The 16,259-nt window shown below is 68.1% G+C and carries 14 protein-coding genes; 13 read left to right on the top strand and 1 reads right to left on the bottom strand.

Features of this window, described 5'->3' with window-relative positions; translation table 11 throughout:
• The first annotated feature begins 5 nt into the window (after positions 1-5).
• The 13 genes from LWP59_RS08735 to LWP59_RS08795 all read left to right on the top strand — a co-directional run bounded on the left by LWP59_RS08735 (position 6) and on the right by LWP59_RS08795 (position 14,707).
• Complete coding sequence (locus LWP59_RS08735; protein ID WP_144642241.1) at positions 6-1,235, top strand: MlaD family protein; 1,230 nt, start codon at positions 6-8, stop codon at positions 1,233-1,235.
• Complete coding sequence (locus tag LWP59_RS08740) at positions 1,232-2,623, top strand: MlaD family protein (RefSeq protein WP_144642242.1); 1,392 nt, start codon at positions 1,232-1,234, stop codon at positions 2,621-2,623. The genes LWP59_RS08735 and LWP59_RS08740 overlap by 4 nt, the downstream gene beginning before the upstream one ends.
• Before the next feature lie 3 nt (positions 2,624-2,626).
• A complete protein-coding gene (locus LWP59_RS08745) occupies positions 2,627-3,925 on the top strand; it encodes an MlaD family protein (RefSeq protein ID WP_144642243.1) in 1,299 nt (432 codons plus the stop codon).
• Positions 3,922-5,277, top strand: a complete 1,356-nt coding sequence (locus LWP59_RS08750) for an MlaD family protein (protein WP_144642244.1) — start codon at positions 3,922-3,924, stop codon at positions 5,275-5,277. The genes LWP59_RS08745 and LWP59_RS08750 overlap by 4 nt, the downstream gene beginning before the upstream one ends.
• Positions 5,274-6,554 carry an MCE family protein gene (locus LWP59_RS08755; protein ID WP_144642245.1) on the top strand — a complete coding sequence of 427 codons (1,281 nt, stop codon included), beginning with the start codon at positions 5,274-5,276 and terminating at the stop codon, positions 6,552-6,554. Before LWP59_RS08750 ends, LWP59_RS08755 begins: the two co-directional genes overlap by 4 nt.
• A gap of 9 nt (positions 6,555-6,563) precedes the next feature.
• Entirely contained in the window at positions 6,564-7,862 is a 1,299-nt protein-coding gene (locus LWP59_RS08760) for an MlaD family protein (protein ID WP_144642246.1), read from the top strand.
• A 161-nt stretch (positions 7,863-8,023) separates the two neighbouring features.
• Complete coding sequence (locus tag LWP59_RS08765; RefSeq protein WP_229857308.1) at positions 8,024-10,195, top strand: RND transporter family protein; 2,172 nt, start codon at positions 8,024-8,026, stop codon at positions 10,193-10,195.
• Between the two features lie 2 nt (positions 10,196-10,197).
• Positions 10,198-11,478, top strand: a complete 1,281-nt coding sequence (locus tag LWP59_RS08770) for a peptidylprolyl isomerase (protein ID WP_144642248.1) — start codon at positions 10,198-10,200, stop codon at positions 11,476-11,478.
• Positions 11,479-11,496: 18 nt separating this feature from the next.
• Entirely contained in the window at positions 11,497-11,688 is a 192-nt protein-coding gene (locus LWP59_RS08775) for a hypothetical protein (RefSeq protein WP_144642249.1), read from the top strand.
• Between the two features lie 40 nt (positions 11,689-11,728).
• Positions 11,729-13,177: an aldehyde dehydrogenase gene (locus LWP59_RS08780; RefSeq protein ID WP_144642250.1), complete on the top strand. Its 1,449-nt coding sequence runs from the start codon at positions 11,729-11,731 to the stop codon at positions 13,175-13,177.
• Between the two features lie 166 nt (positions 13,178-13,343).
• Positions 13,344-14,144, top strand: coding sequence for a HEPN domain-containing protein (locus LWP59_RS08785; protein WP_144642251.1), 801 nt, complete (start codon positions 13,344-13,346; stop codon positions 14,142-14,144).
• A 3-nt stretch (positions 14,145-14,147) separates the two neighbouring features.
• Positions 14,148-14,315: a hypothetical protein gene (locus tag LWP59_RS08790; protein ID WP_186383383.1), complete on the top strand. Its 168-nt coding sequence runs from the start codon at positions 14,148-14,150 to the stop codon at positions 14,313-14,315.
• An 8-nt stretch (positions 14,316-14,323) separates the two neighbouring features.
• Positions 14,324-14,707: a hypothetical protein gene (locus LWP59_RS08795; RefSeq protein WP_144642252.1), complete on the top strand. Its 384-nt coding sequence runs from the start codon at positions 14,324-14,326 to the stop codon at positions 14,705-14,707.
• 520 nt (positions 14,708-15,227) lie between these two features.
• Here LWP59_RS08795 and LWP59_RS08800 read toward each other — a convergent pair.
• Positions 15,228-16,250 (bottom strand): cytochrome d ubiquinol oxidase subunit II, encoded by a 1,023-nt coding sequence (locus tag LWP59_RS08800; protein WP_144642253.1) that lies wholly within the window; start codon positions 16,248-16,250, stop codon positions 15,228-15,230.
• Between the last annotated feature and the right edge of the window lie 9 nt (positions 16,251-16,259).

The following is a 16,259-nucleotide window of genomic DNA, read 5'->3' on the forward strand; positions in this document are numbered from 1 at the left end:
TCCGCGTGCGCCGAGTTTTGATCATCGGAGTGCTCGCCGCTGTCGTACTCGCGGGCGTGATCTGGACCGCGGCGGGCAGCCGGGTCTACCACGTCGGAGTCGTGCTGGCGTCAGCGACGAATCTGCACGACGGCGGCGAGGTGACGATCAACGGGTTCTCAGCCGGCAAAGTCGATTCGATTTCGGTCCAGGACGGGAAGGCGATGGTCCGGCTGGCACTTGACGAGAACAGGTCGCCGCTGCACGACGGTGCCAAGGTGACGGTGGAGTGGAAAGCGCTCCTGGGCGAGCGCTGGATCGAGATCAAGGACGGCGCGCCGGCCAACGCGACGATCCCCGACGGCGGAATGCTCCCCGGTTCACAAGCCACACCGACGAATCTGGACGACGTGCTGGCCGCACTGGACAAGCCGACCCGTGACCACCTGTCGTCGCTGGTGAACCAGCTCGACCAGACCGTGCACGGGAACGAGCAGAACGCGAATGCGACACTGCGGACCGCGGGGCCTGCGTTGTCGGCGTTGGGCCAGGTGCTAAGCGGGGTCGGCCGCGACGGCCCTGCGATCCGCGATCTGGTCACCCAGGTCAACACCATGGTCGGGACCCTGTCCCAGCACGACAGCGACGTGCGGGCGATCGTCGACTCCCTGTCGAAGACGGCCTCTTTGACCGTGCAGCAGCGACAGCAGCTGTCGAGCGCGCTCGAACTGCTGCCGGGAACTTTGGACACGGCGAACCGCGTGCTGGGGAACGTGCCGGCGACGACGGACAAGGCCGTTCCGCTGCTGCAGGACCTGCGTCCGGCGACACAACAGCTGCCCTCGGTGGCGCAGCGGCTTTCGCCGGTGCTGCAACAGATTCCGCCGTTGCTGGACAAGCTGGCCCCGACCTTGGGTAGCGCGAACCAGCTGCTGGACAACACCCCGGGGTTGCTCGATGTCGCGCACCAGACCGTACCCGGAGTCGCGAGCACTGCCAGCTACCTGGGGCCGGTGCTGAACTATCTCCGTCCCTACACCCCCGAACTCGCCGGCTGGGTGTCGGAATGGACATCGAACGGCGGCAACTACGACGCCAACGGCCACTTCGTCCGGTTCTACCTGCAGGAGGGGGCCACGACGTTCGCCGACAACCCGGGGGTTCTGCCACCGGGAACGCAGAACGACGATTATCCACTGCCCGGCGCAAATGCGAACCAGCCGTGGCGGGACGCTTGGGGGAGTGGGGTGCGATGAACCGGATCGGCTCCTGGGCGAAGGCCCGGTTGCGACTGCTGAGCGTGGTCGTTGTCGCGCTGGTCGGACTCGGCTGGTCGATCATGGGTGCGGGAACCACCGACCGACACGAGCCACAAACCGTGGTGGCGCAGTTCGCGGACGCCAGCCCGCTGCTGGTGGGCAACGACGTCAAAGTAGACGGTGTTGTTGTCGGCGAAGTGACCGCGATGTCTGTTGTGGACAGCCACGCCGATGTTTCGTTCACCGTGGACGAGCGCGCGCTGCCGCTGCACACCGACGCCACCGCCAGTGTTCGCCCGGTGAGCTTGCTCGGCGAGCGCTTTCTGGACATCGGACGTGGCAGTCCGTCGGCGCCGGTGTTGCCGCAGGGCGGCGTGATTCCGCTGGCACACACCACTCAGAACACCGACCTCGATCAGGTGCTCAACGTGCTCGACAACAACACCGGGGATGCTCTTGCCGCTCTGGTCACGATGTTGGGACAGGGAATGCAGGGCAACGGCGCCAATGTCGCGGACACGATCAAAGCGCTGGCTCCGGCGATGACCGACGCGAGTGGTCTCGCGCAGGTACTCAACGAGCAGAACACGACGCTGAACCGGCTGGTGGACAACGTCGAGCCGGTCGCGCAGTCGCTCGCTCGGGATGACGGCCGCACGCTGGACTCATTGGTCGGGTCGACCCATGATCTCCTCGCCACGGCGGCAGGCCGGCAGCAGCAGCTGCAGCAAACGCTGGTCCAGTTGCCCACGACCCTGTCCGAGGCGCGCTCGACGCTCTCCCAGCTCGCCGGAACGGCGAACGCGGCGACCCCTGTGCTTGCCGACATCCGCCCGGTGACCGGGAATCTCCAGTCGATCAGCGACGAGATCACTCGGTTCACCGAGAGCGCCGACCCGGCGCTGACCCATGCGCAGCCGGTACTCGACAAGGCGCAGGCACTGCTCGACGCGGCACGACCGGTGACGCAGGAACTGCTGAAGGCGAGCCCGCCGCTACGAGCGGACGCGGCGGCGCTCAAGCCGGTCGTGAACAACCTGGCGGACAACATCGACGACGTCATGAACTTCGTCCGGGGCTGGGCGCTGAGCACCAATGGCAGTGACGGCCTGTCCCATTACTTCCGGGCGTTGGTGATCGTCGACCCGAAGATCGTCACCGGGCTCTTGCCGACGAGTTCGGGGCAGTCGCCGCAGCCGGTCCCCGCCTCGGCACCGGGGCCGTCGCCCGCTGGTGTCGCTCCGACCGTGGTTCCCGGGCAGAACGGCTCAGGAGGACTGCTGGGCGGACTGCTGTCGCCGAAGACCGGTCCGGACGGGAGCGTTACCGGCATGTCGCAGGGCCAAGAGAGCGGCGCGCTGCAATTCCTGCTGGGAGGGAACTGACTGATGGCCAGGAAAAGCGGGAAGTGGGCACGTCGGCGTGCCGTGCTGTTGGGCGCCGCGATCGCAGTGGTGTTCGGGGGTGCGCTCTACATCGCGCTGACAGCCAGTTCGGGCTTGCCCGGCCAGTCCGGGACAGTGGTGCGCGCCGCGTTCGACGATGTCGGTGCGCTGCGTGAGGGCGATGACGTCCGGATCGCGAATGTACGGGTGGGCCAGGTGAGTGCCATCGACTTGGTCGCGGGAAAGCCTCAAGTCACCATGCGGCTGGACGACGACCGACCGGTGTACCGCGACGCATCCGCGGTCACCGCATCGGTCGGGGCACGCTCGGCGCTGGGGCAGAAGTATGTCGATCTGAACCCCGGAGCACCACAAGCAGGCAGGCTCGACCCGGCCACCGTGATCCCTGCGACCAAGACGGTGGGTGCGCAAGAGCTCTCGGACGTGCTGGCAGTGCTCGACGCACCGACTCGGCAGGCACTCGGCTCGACGATCCGGGAGACCGGTGGCGGGGCGGCGGGGCACGTGCAGGACTTTTCGGACGGGGCCGGCGCGCTGCCCGCGATCCTGCCGGACCTGGGTACGGTGTCGCGAGCGTTGACCGCCGGATCCGGGCAGGATCTGACTCGCCTGCTGCAGGTGGCCGACCGGTTTTCCGGGGAGTTCGACGGGCGGCAGCAGCAACTCGGTGAGCTGGCTGGGCGGCTGGATACCACGCTGCGCGCGCTCGACGTCGACGGCGGGAAACCACTGGGTGAAACGCTGGACCGGGCACCGGACACCCTGGCGAAGGTCCGTGGTGCGTTGCAGGACCTGCGACAACCACTGTCCGATGCGGACGCCGCGATCACCACGTTGCGGCCGGGCGCGAATGCGCTCGGCAAAGCGACTCCCGATGTCCGCGGTGTGTTGCGCGAAAGCATCCCGCCGTTGCGGCGGCTGCCCGGGGTCGCCGATCAGGCGCAGCCCGCGGTCGACGCACTGACCGCGACCCTGACCGACGCGCGGCCGCTGGCGCCGATGGTGACCAGCGCGGTCGGGGCGGCGCGGGAGCCGCTGTCGCAGATCGCGCCCTACTCACCGGAGATCTCCGCGTTCTTCTCCGATTTCGCCGACGCCATGCAATACGGCGACGCGGCCGGGCACTACCTCCGGATCTACCCACCGATCGACACCGAATCGGTGACCGGCTTGGTCGGCTTGAAGGACCCGACCGTGGCCCGTGACCCGTATGCCCCGCCGGGCGCGACAGGCGGACAGCGCCGCAACTCACCGATCGGGAGCCAGGGGGCGGGCCGATGACCAAGACCGTGCTTCGCAAGCTTTTCGGTGGCAAGAACGCGGACGGTTCCCACAGGGGGTTCTCGCCGGTCAAGCTCGGGGTCTTCTTCATCGTGCTCGTGCTCGTCGTCGGTGCCGGCCTGTTCGGCAAATCGCGGATCGTGACGACACTGCGCCCCGGCGACACGATCACGGTGCACTTCGCCCGTGACTACAAGTTGCAGTCCTATCAGTCCCAGGTCAAGGTCGCGTTCGCGCCCGTCGGCACGGTCACCGGGGTCGAGGAGCAGAACGACGGCAGCGCGGTCGTCTCGATCAAACTGGACAAGGGAACGCTGCAGAAACTGCGCTCCCAGCCGACCGCAGTGATCCGCCCGACCACTCTGCTCGGCGGCAGCTATTTCGTCGATCTGCAGCCTGGTGGTCCTCCGGGCGACCTGGCCGGGGGCACCATCCCGGTGGAGCGGACTCAGCTCCCGGTGGAACTGGGCCAGGTGGCCAACACGTTGCAGCCCGATGCACTGGCCGGCCTCCAGCACACCGTCGGCGATGTCGACCAGACCTTGCGCGACGGCGGGCAGCAAGCAGTCGACCAGCTCCTCGCGGATGCTCCGGACGTGCTCGGACCGGCGGCGAACGTGCTCGACGCGGCACGTGGGCAGCACCCGGGCAGCGATCTGCCGAACCTGGTCACCGGGCTGGAGTCCACCTCGGCGCGGTTGTCCGAGCACCAGGGACAGTTGGACGCGATCGTGTCGAATCTGAACACGACCGCCTCGACGCTCGGTGAGGACAGCAGTCAGCTCGCCGCGACGATCAGGGATCTGCCCGCTACGCTGCGATCCGCGAACACGGGCTTGCAACGGCTCGACACCAGCCTCGGCAAGCTGCGCGACACCTCGGACGACGCACGTCCTGTGGCGCAGCAGCTGTCCTCCGCCCTGACCCACCTCGACCCGGTGCTCACCAGGGCCGAACCGTTCGTGCGGCAAACCGATGCACTACTCGGCGACGCCGAACCGCTCGTCCGCCAGCTCATTCCGGTCAGTCAGGAGGCGACCGGAGTGCTCACGGACATCCGCGGACCGGTGCTGGACCGATTGAACGGCCCGGTCAAGGACTTCCTGTACAGCACGTACCAGGGCACCGGTGAATACGCGAAGTCCACTTCGGACGTGCCGATGTACAAGGAGATCGCTGGTGCGGTGACGAACTTGGACAAGACCGGGTCGTTGTTCGACCCCAACGGGCACGCGATCGCGATCCAGGTCGGGTTCGGGCTGGGCACCGCAGGCGGACTGCCGGTGAACCTGCAGAACTTCCTCGACCGGCTCGAGCAGCAAATCCAGCGCAATCAGCAGGAGGGCCGATGAGCAGCCGACTCGGCAGGATCAGGCGGGGCTGGCAGCGAGTCCGCACCGAACCCGGCCTGTTCCGCAACGTCGCGGTGCTGGCTTCCCTCATCGTGGTCGCGGCACTGGTCGGTGGGATCATCCTGGCCAATCAGCGGTTCTCTTGGCCGTGGGACGACCGGTTCACCTTCTCCGCGACGTTCGAGGACACCCCGGGCGTCAGTCCGGGCCACGGTCAGGAGGTACGCATCGCCGGGGTCCAGGTCGGGGAGATCGACGCGGCGGACGTGGACGACAGCGGCCGGCCGCGGCTGGAGCTGTCCATCGACTCGCGTTACCCGGTGTACCAGAACGCGACCGTGGTGCTGCGGCCGAAGAGCCCGCTGAACGAGATGTACGTAGAACTGAACCCCGGCGGCCCTCCCGCGCCGCGGCTCGAACCCAGCGCTGTGCTACCGCTTTCACAGTCGCAACGCCCGGTTCAGATCGACGAGGCGCTGGGACATCTGGACGACAACACCAGGCAGGCGCTCGCCACACTGCTCCAGGAGTCCGACGTCGCATTGGCCGCCGCTCCGCAGAACCTTCCCGGCGGAGTGCGGATGACCGACGAGGTGGCCAAACGGCTCCAGCCTGTCGTCGACTCGCTCCAATCCCGTCGGGACGCCCTGCAACGGCTGGTGACCGCGCTTTCGCAGATCTCCCAAGCGGTCGGCGGTGACGGCGACCGCTTGGGAGAGCTCGCGGGTGATCTCAACACCACCCTGGCGGCTCTGGGCGCGCAGGACGGCGACCTCAAGTCGGTGCTCGACCAGTTGCCGGACTTCACCAGCCAGCTCAAACAAGCCACCGATGCGGTCCAGTCGCTCAGTGAACAGCTGGATCCGGCGTTGGACAACCTCAAGAACGCTGCCGGCACTCTGCCGGGAGCGCTGAACAACCTGAGCAACACCGTCGACAAGCTGGGCAGCACGGTCGACAAGGGCATGCCCGTTGTTCAGAAGGCCCAGCCGGTGGTGCAGGACCTGCGCCCGGTGGCCAGTGACCTGCAGACGACGCTCCCGGATCTGCACACGGTTACCGGCCGGCTGGACGGGGTCACGAACGCGGCAGTGGCGAGCTTGTCCGATCTCGGTGCGTTCTTCATCAACACCCGGTCGCTGACCAGCATGAAAGACGGCAACGGCGGCATCCTGCGCGGTTTCCTGGTGGTGACCCCGCAAACGCTCGGCACGAACGCGCTGTTGCCGCTGTCGACACCTGCCGATCCATACCGGTTCCCGCACAATTCGCGCTAGGTGGTCCAGATGAACATCCCCCATGCCGCGCTGCCGAAGATCCGGCTGGTCGTGTTGAGCGTCTTCGCTCTCCTCTGCCTCCTGATCTTCGGCTACCTGTGGGCGAACTCCGGCGGGCGACTGCCACTGGTCAGCAAGACCGGTTACCGGGTGAGCCTGGACATCCCGAAGGTGTCGAACCTGGTCGACAACTCGGACGTGACGATCGCCGGCGTGACCGTAGGCAAGGTCGCCGCGCTGCAGGTCACCGGCGACGTCGCCCGAGTGACCGTTCAGCTGGACAGCAACGCGCCGTTGCACGCGGGTGCCACCGTCCAGGTCCGGCAGAAGACACTGGTGGACGAGACGTTCCTGGAAGTCACCGACGGCCGGGGCCCGGAGCTGGCCAACGGCGCGAGTCTGCCGGATGGTTCTGCCAAACCGGCAGTCGAGCTCAACGACGTACTCGTCAGCCTGGACGGTGGGACCCGGCAAGCGCTGGCGGAGAGTCTGCGGTCCCTTGGCATGGCCACCCAGGACAGTCGGCAGGACATCGACCGGGCGCTGAGCGGGCTCGGCGAGCTAGGGCGGAACGGCAAGACCGCGCTCGACGCACTCGCCGCGCAGTCGGACGATCTGAAGCAGCTGACGAGCGGCGCGGCGACCCTACTCGCCGCCCTGGACACCCGCGAGGGCGAGATCGCCAACCTGGTCGATGACGCCGACCAGCTTGCCGGGGCGACCGCGGACAACGGTCAAAGCCTGCAATCGGTCATGCAGAAGGTGCCCGGTGTTCTCGACTCCGCGAACGAGGCCACGTCGAGTGTGTCGAAGCTGTCAGGCGCGCTGGCACCAGTGGCGCAGGATCTGCGTGCTGCAGCGCCGGATCTCGACACGGCACTCCAGCAGCTGCCTCGTGCGGCAGACGGTCTGCGCGGCATCTTGCCCGCACTTGACCAAGTACTGGGCAAAGCCCCCGCCACGGTGCAGCGGATCCAGCCGGTCGCCACGGATCTCACCACGCTGATCCCGTCGCTGCAGAACGACTTGCTACAGCTGAACCCGATGTTGACCTACCTGGAGCCCTACGGCCAGGACATCGCACACCTGTTCGTGAACTGGGGTGCCTCGCTGATGACCGGTGACAAGAACGGGAAGGCACTGCGGCTGTTGCCCGTGATCAACCGGCAAGCGGTCACAGGCGTGCCACTCAACACGAACATCGGACCGCTGAATGAACGCAATCCCTACCCGGCACCCGGCGCGGTCGACCCGGTTCCGTTCACCGGCCAGTACCCGCACGTGAATCAAGCACCGGCGCCACGATGACCGGCCGCAAGATCGCCGGGTGGGCGACCAGGTGCCGGCGAGGGCTCACGACCGTCCCGAATTGGTGCGCGCCGCGCACCTGGACAGTTCGTGGCTGGTGTGCGGTCCTTGCCGTGGCCTGTGTCGCGGCACTCGGTGCCGGCGGGTTGGCCAGGCTTCGCGTGGAGACCACGGTCGATTCGTTCCTGCCAGCCGGCGACCCGAGCGTGACGCAGCTCGACGAGAAGGCGCGTTCCTTCGGCGGAGATCCGATCGTCGTGCTGCTCGAATCCGATGCGCCCAAAGCGATACTGAGCGGTCAGAACCTCGATCAGCTGGTCGGCCTTGAAGGGCGCCTGGCCGGATTGCCCGACGTGGCGAGCGTGTACGGGCCGGCGACTGTCCTGAACCAGCTCGCCGGTCGCGCTCAGGACTTGCTCGCCGAGCTGACCGGCCGGCGGGACGCCGTGCGTGAGCAGGCGGTCCAGGAGGCGGCCGCGAAAGGCGCCGCACCCGCACAGGCACAGGCTGCGGGGACGCGGGCACAGGACGAGTTCGACCACCGTTACGGCCCGCTGCTCGTCCAGGGCATGCCCGCCGGGCTTCCGACGTTGAGCAACCAGCGATTCGTCGACTCCGTCATGTACTCCGGCGATGGGGGTGTCCGTGCTCAGTGGCATTTCGTCGTCCCGTCGCAGAACTCGGTCGCGGTACTGGTCCGCCCCCGCGAGGGTATGGACCAGGAGGCGACGGCCCGGTTGGTGGCCGGCGTACGGGCGGCGGTCGGCCGGGCTCCCGCCGGAGCGAGCCGGGTGACGATCTCCGGGGTGCCGGTGGTGGCGTCGTCGATCGGCGAACAGGTCTCCCGGGAGATCCCGCTGATCGGGACCGTGGCCCTGGTCGCCGTCGCGCTCGCGCTGTGGCTGGTGCCGTGGACGCGCCGGCGGCACCGGCTACCTCCACTGCTGGTGACCTTGATCTCGATCCTGCTCACGCTGGGTGTCTTCGGGTGGACGGGAAGGACGCTTTCCCTTGGCGTGGTGGCATTTCTGTCGGTGCTTCTCGGTGTCGGCTGTTACTACCCGACCTACTTCACCCAGCGGGCCAGGCGCCGCACGGTGCTGGTGGTCGCGGGTGCCAGCGCCGCGAGTTTCGGGATGCTCATGGCGTCCCCGCTGCCGTTCGTCCGAGACCTCGGCATGACCCTGTCGGTCGGGGTGGTGCTCTCGGCAACGACCGGCGGTTTGCTGCTGCGGCGATTCGTGCCGGCCGAACACCGCACCGACACAGCGGTCCGGCCGGTGAACAGGAAGCGTGGAGTCGCGGCGGCGGCGCTCGCGGCCGGGCTCGCCGTGGTCGGCTGGTGCGCCTTGCCCTCGCTGCCACTGCAGGCGGACGTGGAGGGCTTCGCCGCCGGGCTGCCGTCCCTTGGCGATGCGGCCAACGTCGAGCAGGCGCTGGGGTCCTCCGGCGAGGTCGACCTCGTTTTGCGCGGGCTCGATGTGACCACCCCGTCGGCTCTGCAGTGGATGCAGCAGGCGCAGGACGGCATCGTCACGGCGCACGGCGATCAGCTCCGCCCGGTCATTTCACTCCCGTCGTTGCTCACCTTCCTCGGCAGTGACGCGACCGCCGAGCAGATCGACGCCGGCATGCGCTTGCTACCGCCCTACCTCAGCTCCGCCGTCGTGCGTCAAGACCACCAGAGCTCCGTGCTCGTCTTCGGCACCCGGATCAACGATCTCGGCGCGTTGCGGCAGCTGAGAAACGACCTGCTACGGCAGCTGCCGGTACCGCCCGCCGGGTATCAGGTGGACCTCACCGGTCTACCGATGGCCGCCGTGCGTGGCGACGAGCTGATCTCCGGCGACCGGATCTGGTCCAACGTGCTCGGCATCCTCGCCTCGGGCGTGGTGCTGGCGGTGGGGCTGCGCAGGCGTGCCGACGCGTTGCGGGCTGTCGCCGCAGCGACGACCGCGACCGGGCTCGGATTGTTCGCGCTGTGGGCGACCGGGGTTCCGCTGAGCCCGATCACCGTCACGCTCGGCTCGCTGACCGCGGCAGTGGGAGCGGAGTTCACCGTCGTGCTCGCCGCGGCGGTCCGGACCGGCAACCCGGCGCTGCGCCGGTCGGTCGTGCTCGCGGCTGTCACGTCCGCGCTCGGCTACGCGGCGCTGGCCGTCTCGAAACTGGCGGTGATCCAGCAGTTCGGGTTGCTGCTCGCCGGCTCCGTCGTGCTGGCACTGGCCTCCGCGGCGTGTGTGGTCGCGGTGTCGGTGACCGGTCCTGCCAGATCGAGCGCGACACCGGTCGAAGAGGAACCCGCGCTGAAGACACTCGAGGAGGTGCGTTGACCATGCCCGCGGAAGACGAAACCGAGGAGGTGACCCCCGGTGCGGTCGCCACGCTCGCGGAGCAGGACGAGGAGCCTGCCGCGGCGGATGAGGAGGTGGACGGCGCAGCAGCCGAAAACCTCGACGGACACGAGAGCGGCGACGAGAACGCGGCAGCCGATGACGATGACGAACCGCGTCGGCAGTCCCGGTTGCGGGCCTTGCTCGCCCGGGTGCGCGCTTTCGCGCACCTTCCCCGAAGCCGGAAGGGCTGGGCCGTCCTCGTCGTCGTCCTGGTGGTGATCGCGGGCGGGGGGACCGGCGGATATCTCTGGTGGAACGCCGGTCGCGTGCCCGCCGGCGCCGCGTTCCGCGTCGGCGACACGGTGGTGACGATCGACCAGCTCAACGCCGAAGCGGACCGGTTGCGCGCACTGTACGGGCTGCAGATCCCGACGGACCCGGCCAAGCTCGACGGATTCCGTCGCGCCGTGGCCAAGGCCGACGCGGTGCGGATCATCCTCGACGACCAGGCGCGGCAGCACGGCATCGTCATCGCCGACAAAACCGCGCAGGACGTGTTGACCAGGTACATCTCGCAACAGGCCGGCGACGGAGCCGACGCACACGCGAGCTTCGTCCAGGGGCTTGGCGCGGCGGGCACCTCGGAGGGGGCGGTGCTCGACGAGATCAAGCACATGCTTGCTGTCAACCAGCTCTTCGGTCAACAGACACAGGGGATCACGGTGACCGACCAGCAGGTCCGTGATGCGTTCCCGAAGCGGCAAGCGTCCCTCGGGACGCCGGAGAAGCGGGACATCCACAACATCGTGGTGCGCACCCAGGACGAGGCGCAGCACATCCGGGACCAGGTCTCCTCCGGAGCGGTTTTCGAGGATATCGCCAAGTCGTCCAGTCTGGACGACCAGACGAGGGCCTCCGGAGGAGATCTCGGGACGCTGAGCGCGGGGCAACTCGACCCGGACTACGCCAAGGTCGCCTTCGCCGCTCCCGCCGGCGCCGTATTCGGGCCCGTGCAAACCCAGTACGGGTGGAACGTCGGTAAGGTCGTATCGATCGTCCCGCCGGTGCCCGCACAGTTCGATGCCGTGCAAGCACAGCTGAAACAGCAGCTGACCGACGAGCAGATGATGAGCCGCTGGCAGGACTGGCTCACTCAGCAGATCCGAGCGGCCGACGTCCGCTACGCCGACGACTACCGGCCGCAGGATCCCGACGCGCCGCCGCCGACCCAGATGGGTGGCCAGCCCGCGGCCTCCGTGCCGGCACCAGTGGGCAAGTGAGGTCGCGCCATGTGGGCGATGGCTGTCTCCCAACTGGTCCTGGCCGGGGCACTGGGTCTGGTCGGGGAGTGGGGCCGGCGCAACGCGCCGGCGCTGGCACGCACGGCTCAGGACGGCGAGCACAAGGTCGTGGTGCTCAGGCGGGGGGCACTCGGTTGCGAAGTCGTCGCGGCACTGTTCGCGCTCGCCGCCGTAGCGGAGCTGATCTGACTGTTCCGCGCAATCCGAAGTTCACCGAAAGGAATCATCGATGGGACTGCAGTACGACAAGTTGTACCTCGGCGGGCAGTGGACGAGTCCTCAGGGCAACGACGTCATCAAGGTCGTCTCGGCGTCGACCGAAGAAGAATTGGGGTCGGTGCCGCTCGGTGTCGAGGCGGACATCGACTACGCGGTCACGGCCGCGCGAAGCGCGTTCGACGACCCCTCAGGCTGGTCGTCCTGGGAGCCTGCCAGGCGGGCGGAGGTGATGGAACGCCTCGCCGATGCCCTCGACGTGCGCAAGGACGACATGGTGCGCCGGATCAGCTCCCAGAACGGGATGCCGATCGTGATCGCAGAGCAGCTGGAGGGCGCGTTCCCCAGCATGTTGCTGCGGTACTACGCGAACCTGGTGCGGGAGAGCGTAGACGAGGAGGAACGACCCGGGTTGCTCGGTGGCACGACGCTTGTCCGCCGCAAGCCGGTCGGCGTGGTCGGGGCGATCGTGCCGTGGAACTTCCCGCAGGCGCTCATGTTCTTCAAGCTCGCCCCTGCGATGGCGGCGGGGTGCACTGTCGTCGTGAAGCCTTCCCCTGAAACGGTGCTGGACACGTTCCTGCTCGCGGAAGCAGCCGAAGAGGCGGGAGTGCCCGCCGGAGTGCTCAACTTCGTGCCCGCGGGACGTGAGGTCGGCGCCTACCTGGTGTCCCATCCTGGAGTGGACAAGGTCGCCTTCACCGGATCAACCGCCGCAGGCCGGGCGATCGGCGAGGCATGCGGCAAGCTGCTTCGACCGGTGACGTTGGAACTGGGCGGCAAGTCGGCCGTGATCGTGCTGGACGACGCGGACCTGTCCACCAGCATCGAGCAGCTCTTCGCAACCTCGTTCATCAACAACGGGCAGACCTGCTACCTGGGCAGTCGGATCCTGGCCCCACGCAGCAAGTACGACCAGGTGGTCGACGTCTTCACCGGGCTGGCCGGTGGGGTCACCGTCGGCGACCCGCTGGACCACACGACGCAGATCGGTCCGATGGTCAGCGCGCGCCATCGCGACCGCGTCGAGTCCTACATCGCCAAGGGCAAGGCGGAAGGAGCTCGGCTGACCGTCGGCGGCGGGCGCCCCGAGCAGCTCGACCGGGGATGGTTCGTCCAGCCCACGGTGTTCGCCGATGTGGACAACAACTTCACCATTGCGCAGGAGGAGATCTTCGGCCCGGTGCTGTCGGTCATCCCCTACGACGGGATCGATGACGCGGTGCGCATTGCCAATGATTCGGACTACGGGCTGGGCGGTTCGGTCTGGACGGCGGATCCCGAACGTGGAGCCGATGTCGCTAAGCGCGTCAACACGGGAACAATCGGGATCAACGCGTACCTGCCCGATCCCACTGCGCCGTTCGGTGGGGTCAAGTCGAGCGGGCTGGGCCGGGAGCTCGGGCCTGAGGGATTGGCTGCTTATCAGCAGCTGCAGTCGGTCTACCTGGACCGGCGGTAGATCCGTCGCGGAGAGCGCCGGTGACGGGGGCCGGACGCCGGTCGCGTCCGGTCCCCCTTCACCGGTCGGCGCAGAGTTGTGAACCGCTTCGTTCACGGACCAGTCGCGCTCGCTCCGGGCGGCCGGAGTCAGCACCGGTGCTCGGAGCCGACGACTCAGGTCCGACGTGGCCGACACCGGTTCAGGTGGAGACGGAGAACTGGAACGGGTCCAACGCCCACATGATATTCGCGGCTGCGCCGCGGAACCAGCACAGCGGCTGGTCACCGCTCTACGGATCGTGTGCGGCGGCTCTGTTGTGGCAACGCGCCCGATCCATGCCCAGCACGACGACGACTTCCCGCCGACGGTGGACGGAAGCGCTGCCCTGCCGGCCGTAGTTGCGGCTGACAGCAGCAGGCCGACGCAGGTGCTCACCGACGAGCAGGTCGAGGCCGTGCGCGAGGTGTACGAGATGCTCGGGAACCTGGCGGTTCGAGAAGACCGGTCGTTGCAGGTTGCGTTGCGTCGGTTCGTGTTCGCCGGTTCCAAGGCTCAGCCGGAGGACCGGCTCATCGACCTCGTCATCTGTTGCGAAGCGCTGTTCCTCAAGCGACTTGGGGTCGGGGGGAAGCAGAAGGGGGCGCCTGCGGCTGCGAACGCCGGACGACTCCTGGCAGGTGACCGGCTACTGAACGTCGGGCGCGAGGAGGTAGAGCGGTTCGTCAGGGCCCCGTACCGGCTACGCAATGCGGAAGTTCATGGTGACCACCCGGTCCGCCGCCCGATGACGCTCCTCCGTGGAGCAACCACCGAAGACCTCGCCCGGTTGGTTGAGGACCTTGGTCTCGTAGTCGGCCGGGCGCTACACCTGGTGCTGAGCGAACTGTCGCGCCCCGCCGCGGCAGCCGGCCTACTACGAGCACCGTTCCCTCAACCGGGAACGCCCAGCGCACGCGCCACCGATCGCACGTTGCACGTGGAATGACTCATGGGCGAGATGCAGTTGCGGGGCTCGTTCCGGGGCGAGGTCAAGCGCACCACGATCCCGGATCCGGCCGCGAAGCGGCCTGAGGGCCTGGTGCAGCGCCAGCTCGCGCCCCTGGCGCTGGACCAGGCTGTGGGTCGCCGACATCACCTACGTCTCCACCTGGGCTGAGTGGGTCTATGCCGCGTCTGGCGCAGAAGCGGCTCCAAGGAGTGGAGCGGGAACGCGCGGCCTTCGAGCGATCTCCGGCGGGTCGGGCCCGGGCAGGCTTCGCGAGAGGCGACCAGGTGTTCCAGTACGTCATCGACGTGATGAACCAGAAAGCCGTCATCGTGGCGATGGTTGGCGGCACTACAACCAAGCAGACGAGCGATCCGGTCGCGGTGCTCAACTCCGTGTGTCAGGAAGGTCGGGAGCTGGTCAATGGCTCGTTCGTCTTCGTCGAACAGGGCCAGGAGAGCCGGGACAAGTTCATGTCCTCAGGGCAGAATGTCGCCATCAAGGGTGAGGTCATGGGCTACTACCTGTTAAAGCGGTGCGAGGTAAACCGACGCGCAGCGTAGTGGGGCGTGACCAGTTCTGTGCTGGCTGTTTGCTTTAGCCTGGGTTCCGCCCCCGCCGCCCATACCGCTCAGCTTTCGGGATCCCGGCTCGGTGCAACTGGTTCCGCAGTGCGGTTTGCGAGATGCCGAACTGCCTCGCCAGGGTGTACACCGTGGCGCCTTTGTCCTGTTGGTAGACCCGTACTAGCGCATCGATCTCGGTCGCATGAAGCTGCTTGGCCGTCCGGCAACGGCTCCGGGGTCGGTGCTCCGGGGCACGAGGTGCGTCGTTTGCCCACGTCAGCGCCTTCTCCAGCAACCGGCGGACGGGCTTGGTCGGGTGTGAAAGGGCCTCAACCACGCCGACAACGGGCTTTTGACCTGCATCTTGCCCCTTCTTGGACTGTCCGCGCGGTTCTGGAGCTAACGCGGCGCTCGGAGAGTTTTTGTATGCCGGCGGTGACTCAAGCAAGCCGATATCGACATCGCGTTGGACATCACTCGCGATGATCCGAACGCTCGCCGCCACCAAAGACTGCCGTCAGCGCATCGCCCGCAGCGTCCGGGTCCGCTCGCGGGGGCGTTGCTGGAACAGCGAGTACAGCCACCACAGCGACGGCACCAGGATGACCGCGCCGACGGCCAGTGCGACGAGCGTGGGCGCCAGCACGCTGTTCTGCGCCGCGGAGGCCGCGACCGTCACGTTCGGTTCCAGCAGGACGGGATACTGAGCCACGGCCCAGCCCCACAGGATCGCGGTCACCGCCAGCGCCGCCACCACGCGGGCTGTGACGTAGTGGCGCCGCCACAGCAGGGGGAACTCCGCGGCGCCGGCCACGGCCGAGAAGATCACCAGCGGCAGGGCGCGCCCGGTCAGGCCCGCGAACAGCTGCGGCGCGTCCGAGTGCAGGATCGCGATGCCGGCGAGCGCCACCGCCCCGGTGACGGCGCCGGTCGCGAGCGCGCGCCGCCGGAAGGCCTCGGCCAGCTGCGGCTCACCCGACCGAGTCGCGTCCTGGCAGAGGTAGACCGCCGCCAGGTAGGCGCACGCCAGCACCGCGAGCACGCCGCCGAGCAGCGACGATGGCCCGGTCCAGCTGGTGTACGGGTTGCCGGCGCCGAGTCCGGGCGGCACCCGGCCGGTCGCGACCGCGCCCGCGACGGTGCCGAGGAAGAACGGCGTCACGACCGACGAGCCGGCGAACAGCCCGCCGAACACCTGGCGCAGCCGCGGTTCGCTGCTGACCTTCCGGAACGCGAACGACGCGCCGCGCGCGATGATGCCCAGCGCGGCGAACGTCAGCGGCAGGTACAGGGTCGACATCACCGCCGCGAACACCGGCGGGAAACCCGTCCACAGCAGCACCACCACGAAGATCAGCCAGACATGGTTGGCCTCCCACACCGGGCCGATGCTGTGCTCGATCAGCGCCCGTTGCTCGGCGCCGCGCCGCGGCCCGCCGGCGAGCAGGTCCCACGCGCCCGCGCCGAAATCGGCGCCGGCGAACAAGGCGTAACAGGTCAGCCCGACCCACATGACGGCCAGGGTGAGATTCGCCAGCATGCGGGCCTC

It is taken from the genome of Amycolatopsis acidiphila (assembly GCF_021391495.1).
Lineage (GTDB): Bacteria > Actinomycetota > Actinomycetes > Mycobacteriales > Pseudonocardiaceae > Amycolatopsis_E > Amycolatopsis_E acidiphila.

Excerpts from the sequence above, each read along its gene's own strand:
- LWP59_RS08775 (WP_144642249.1), top strand. The coding sequence starts at position 11,497 with ATGGCTGTCTCCCAACTGGTCCTGGCCGGGGCACTGGGTCTGGTCGGG.
- LWP59_RS08760 (WP_144642246.1), top strand. The coding sequence starts at position 6,564 with ATGAACATCCCCCATGCCGCGCTGCCGAAGATCCGGCTGGTCGTGTTG.
- LWP59_RS08740 (WP_144642242.1), top strand. The coding sequence starts at position 1,232 with ATGAACCGGATCGGCTCCTGGGCGAAGGCCCGGTTGCGACTGCTGAGC.
- LWP59_RS08780 (WP_144642250.1), top strand. The coding sequence starts at position 11,729 with ATGGGACTGCAGTACGACAAGTTGTACCTCGGCGGGCAGTGGACGAGT.
- LWP59_RS08755 (WP_144642245.1), top strand. The coding sequence starts at position 5,274 with ATGAGCAGCCGACTCGGCAGGATCAGGCGGGGCTGGCAGCGAGTCCGC.
- LWP59_RS08795 (WP_144642252.1), top strand. The coding sequence starts at position 14,324 with ATGCCGCGTCTGGCGCAGAAGCGGCTCCAAGGAGTGGAGCGGGAACGC.
- LWP59_RS08800 (WP_144642253.1), bottom strand. The coding sequence starts at position 16,250 with ATGCTGGCGAATCTCACCCTGGCCGTCATGTGGGTCGGGCTGACCTGT.
- LWP59_RS08790 (WP_186383383.1), top strand. The coding sequence starts at position 14,148 with ATGGGCGAGATGCAGTTGCGGGGCTCGTTCCGGGGCGAGGTCAAGCGC.
- LWP59_RS08770 (WP_144642248.1), top strand. The coding sequence starts at position 10,198 with ATGCCCGCGGAAGACGAAACCGAGGAGGTGACCCCCGGTGCGGTCGCC.
- LWP59_RS08745 (WP_144642243.1), top strand. The coding sequence starts at position 2,627 with ATGGCCAGGAAAAGCGGGAAGTGGGCACGTCGGCGTGCCGTGCTGTTG.
- LWP59_RS08750 (WP_144642244.1), top strand. The coding sequence starts at position 3,922 with ATGACCAAGACCGTGCTTCGCAAGCTTTTCGGTGGCAAGAACGCGGAC.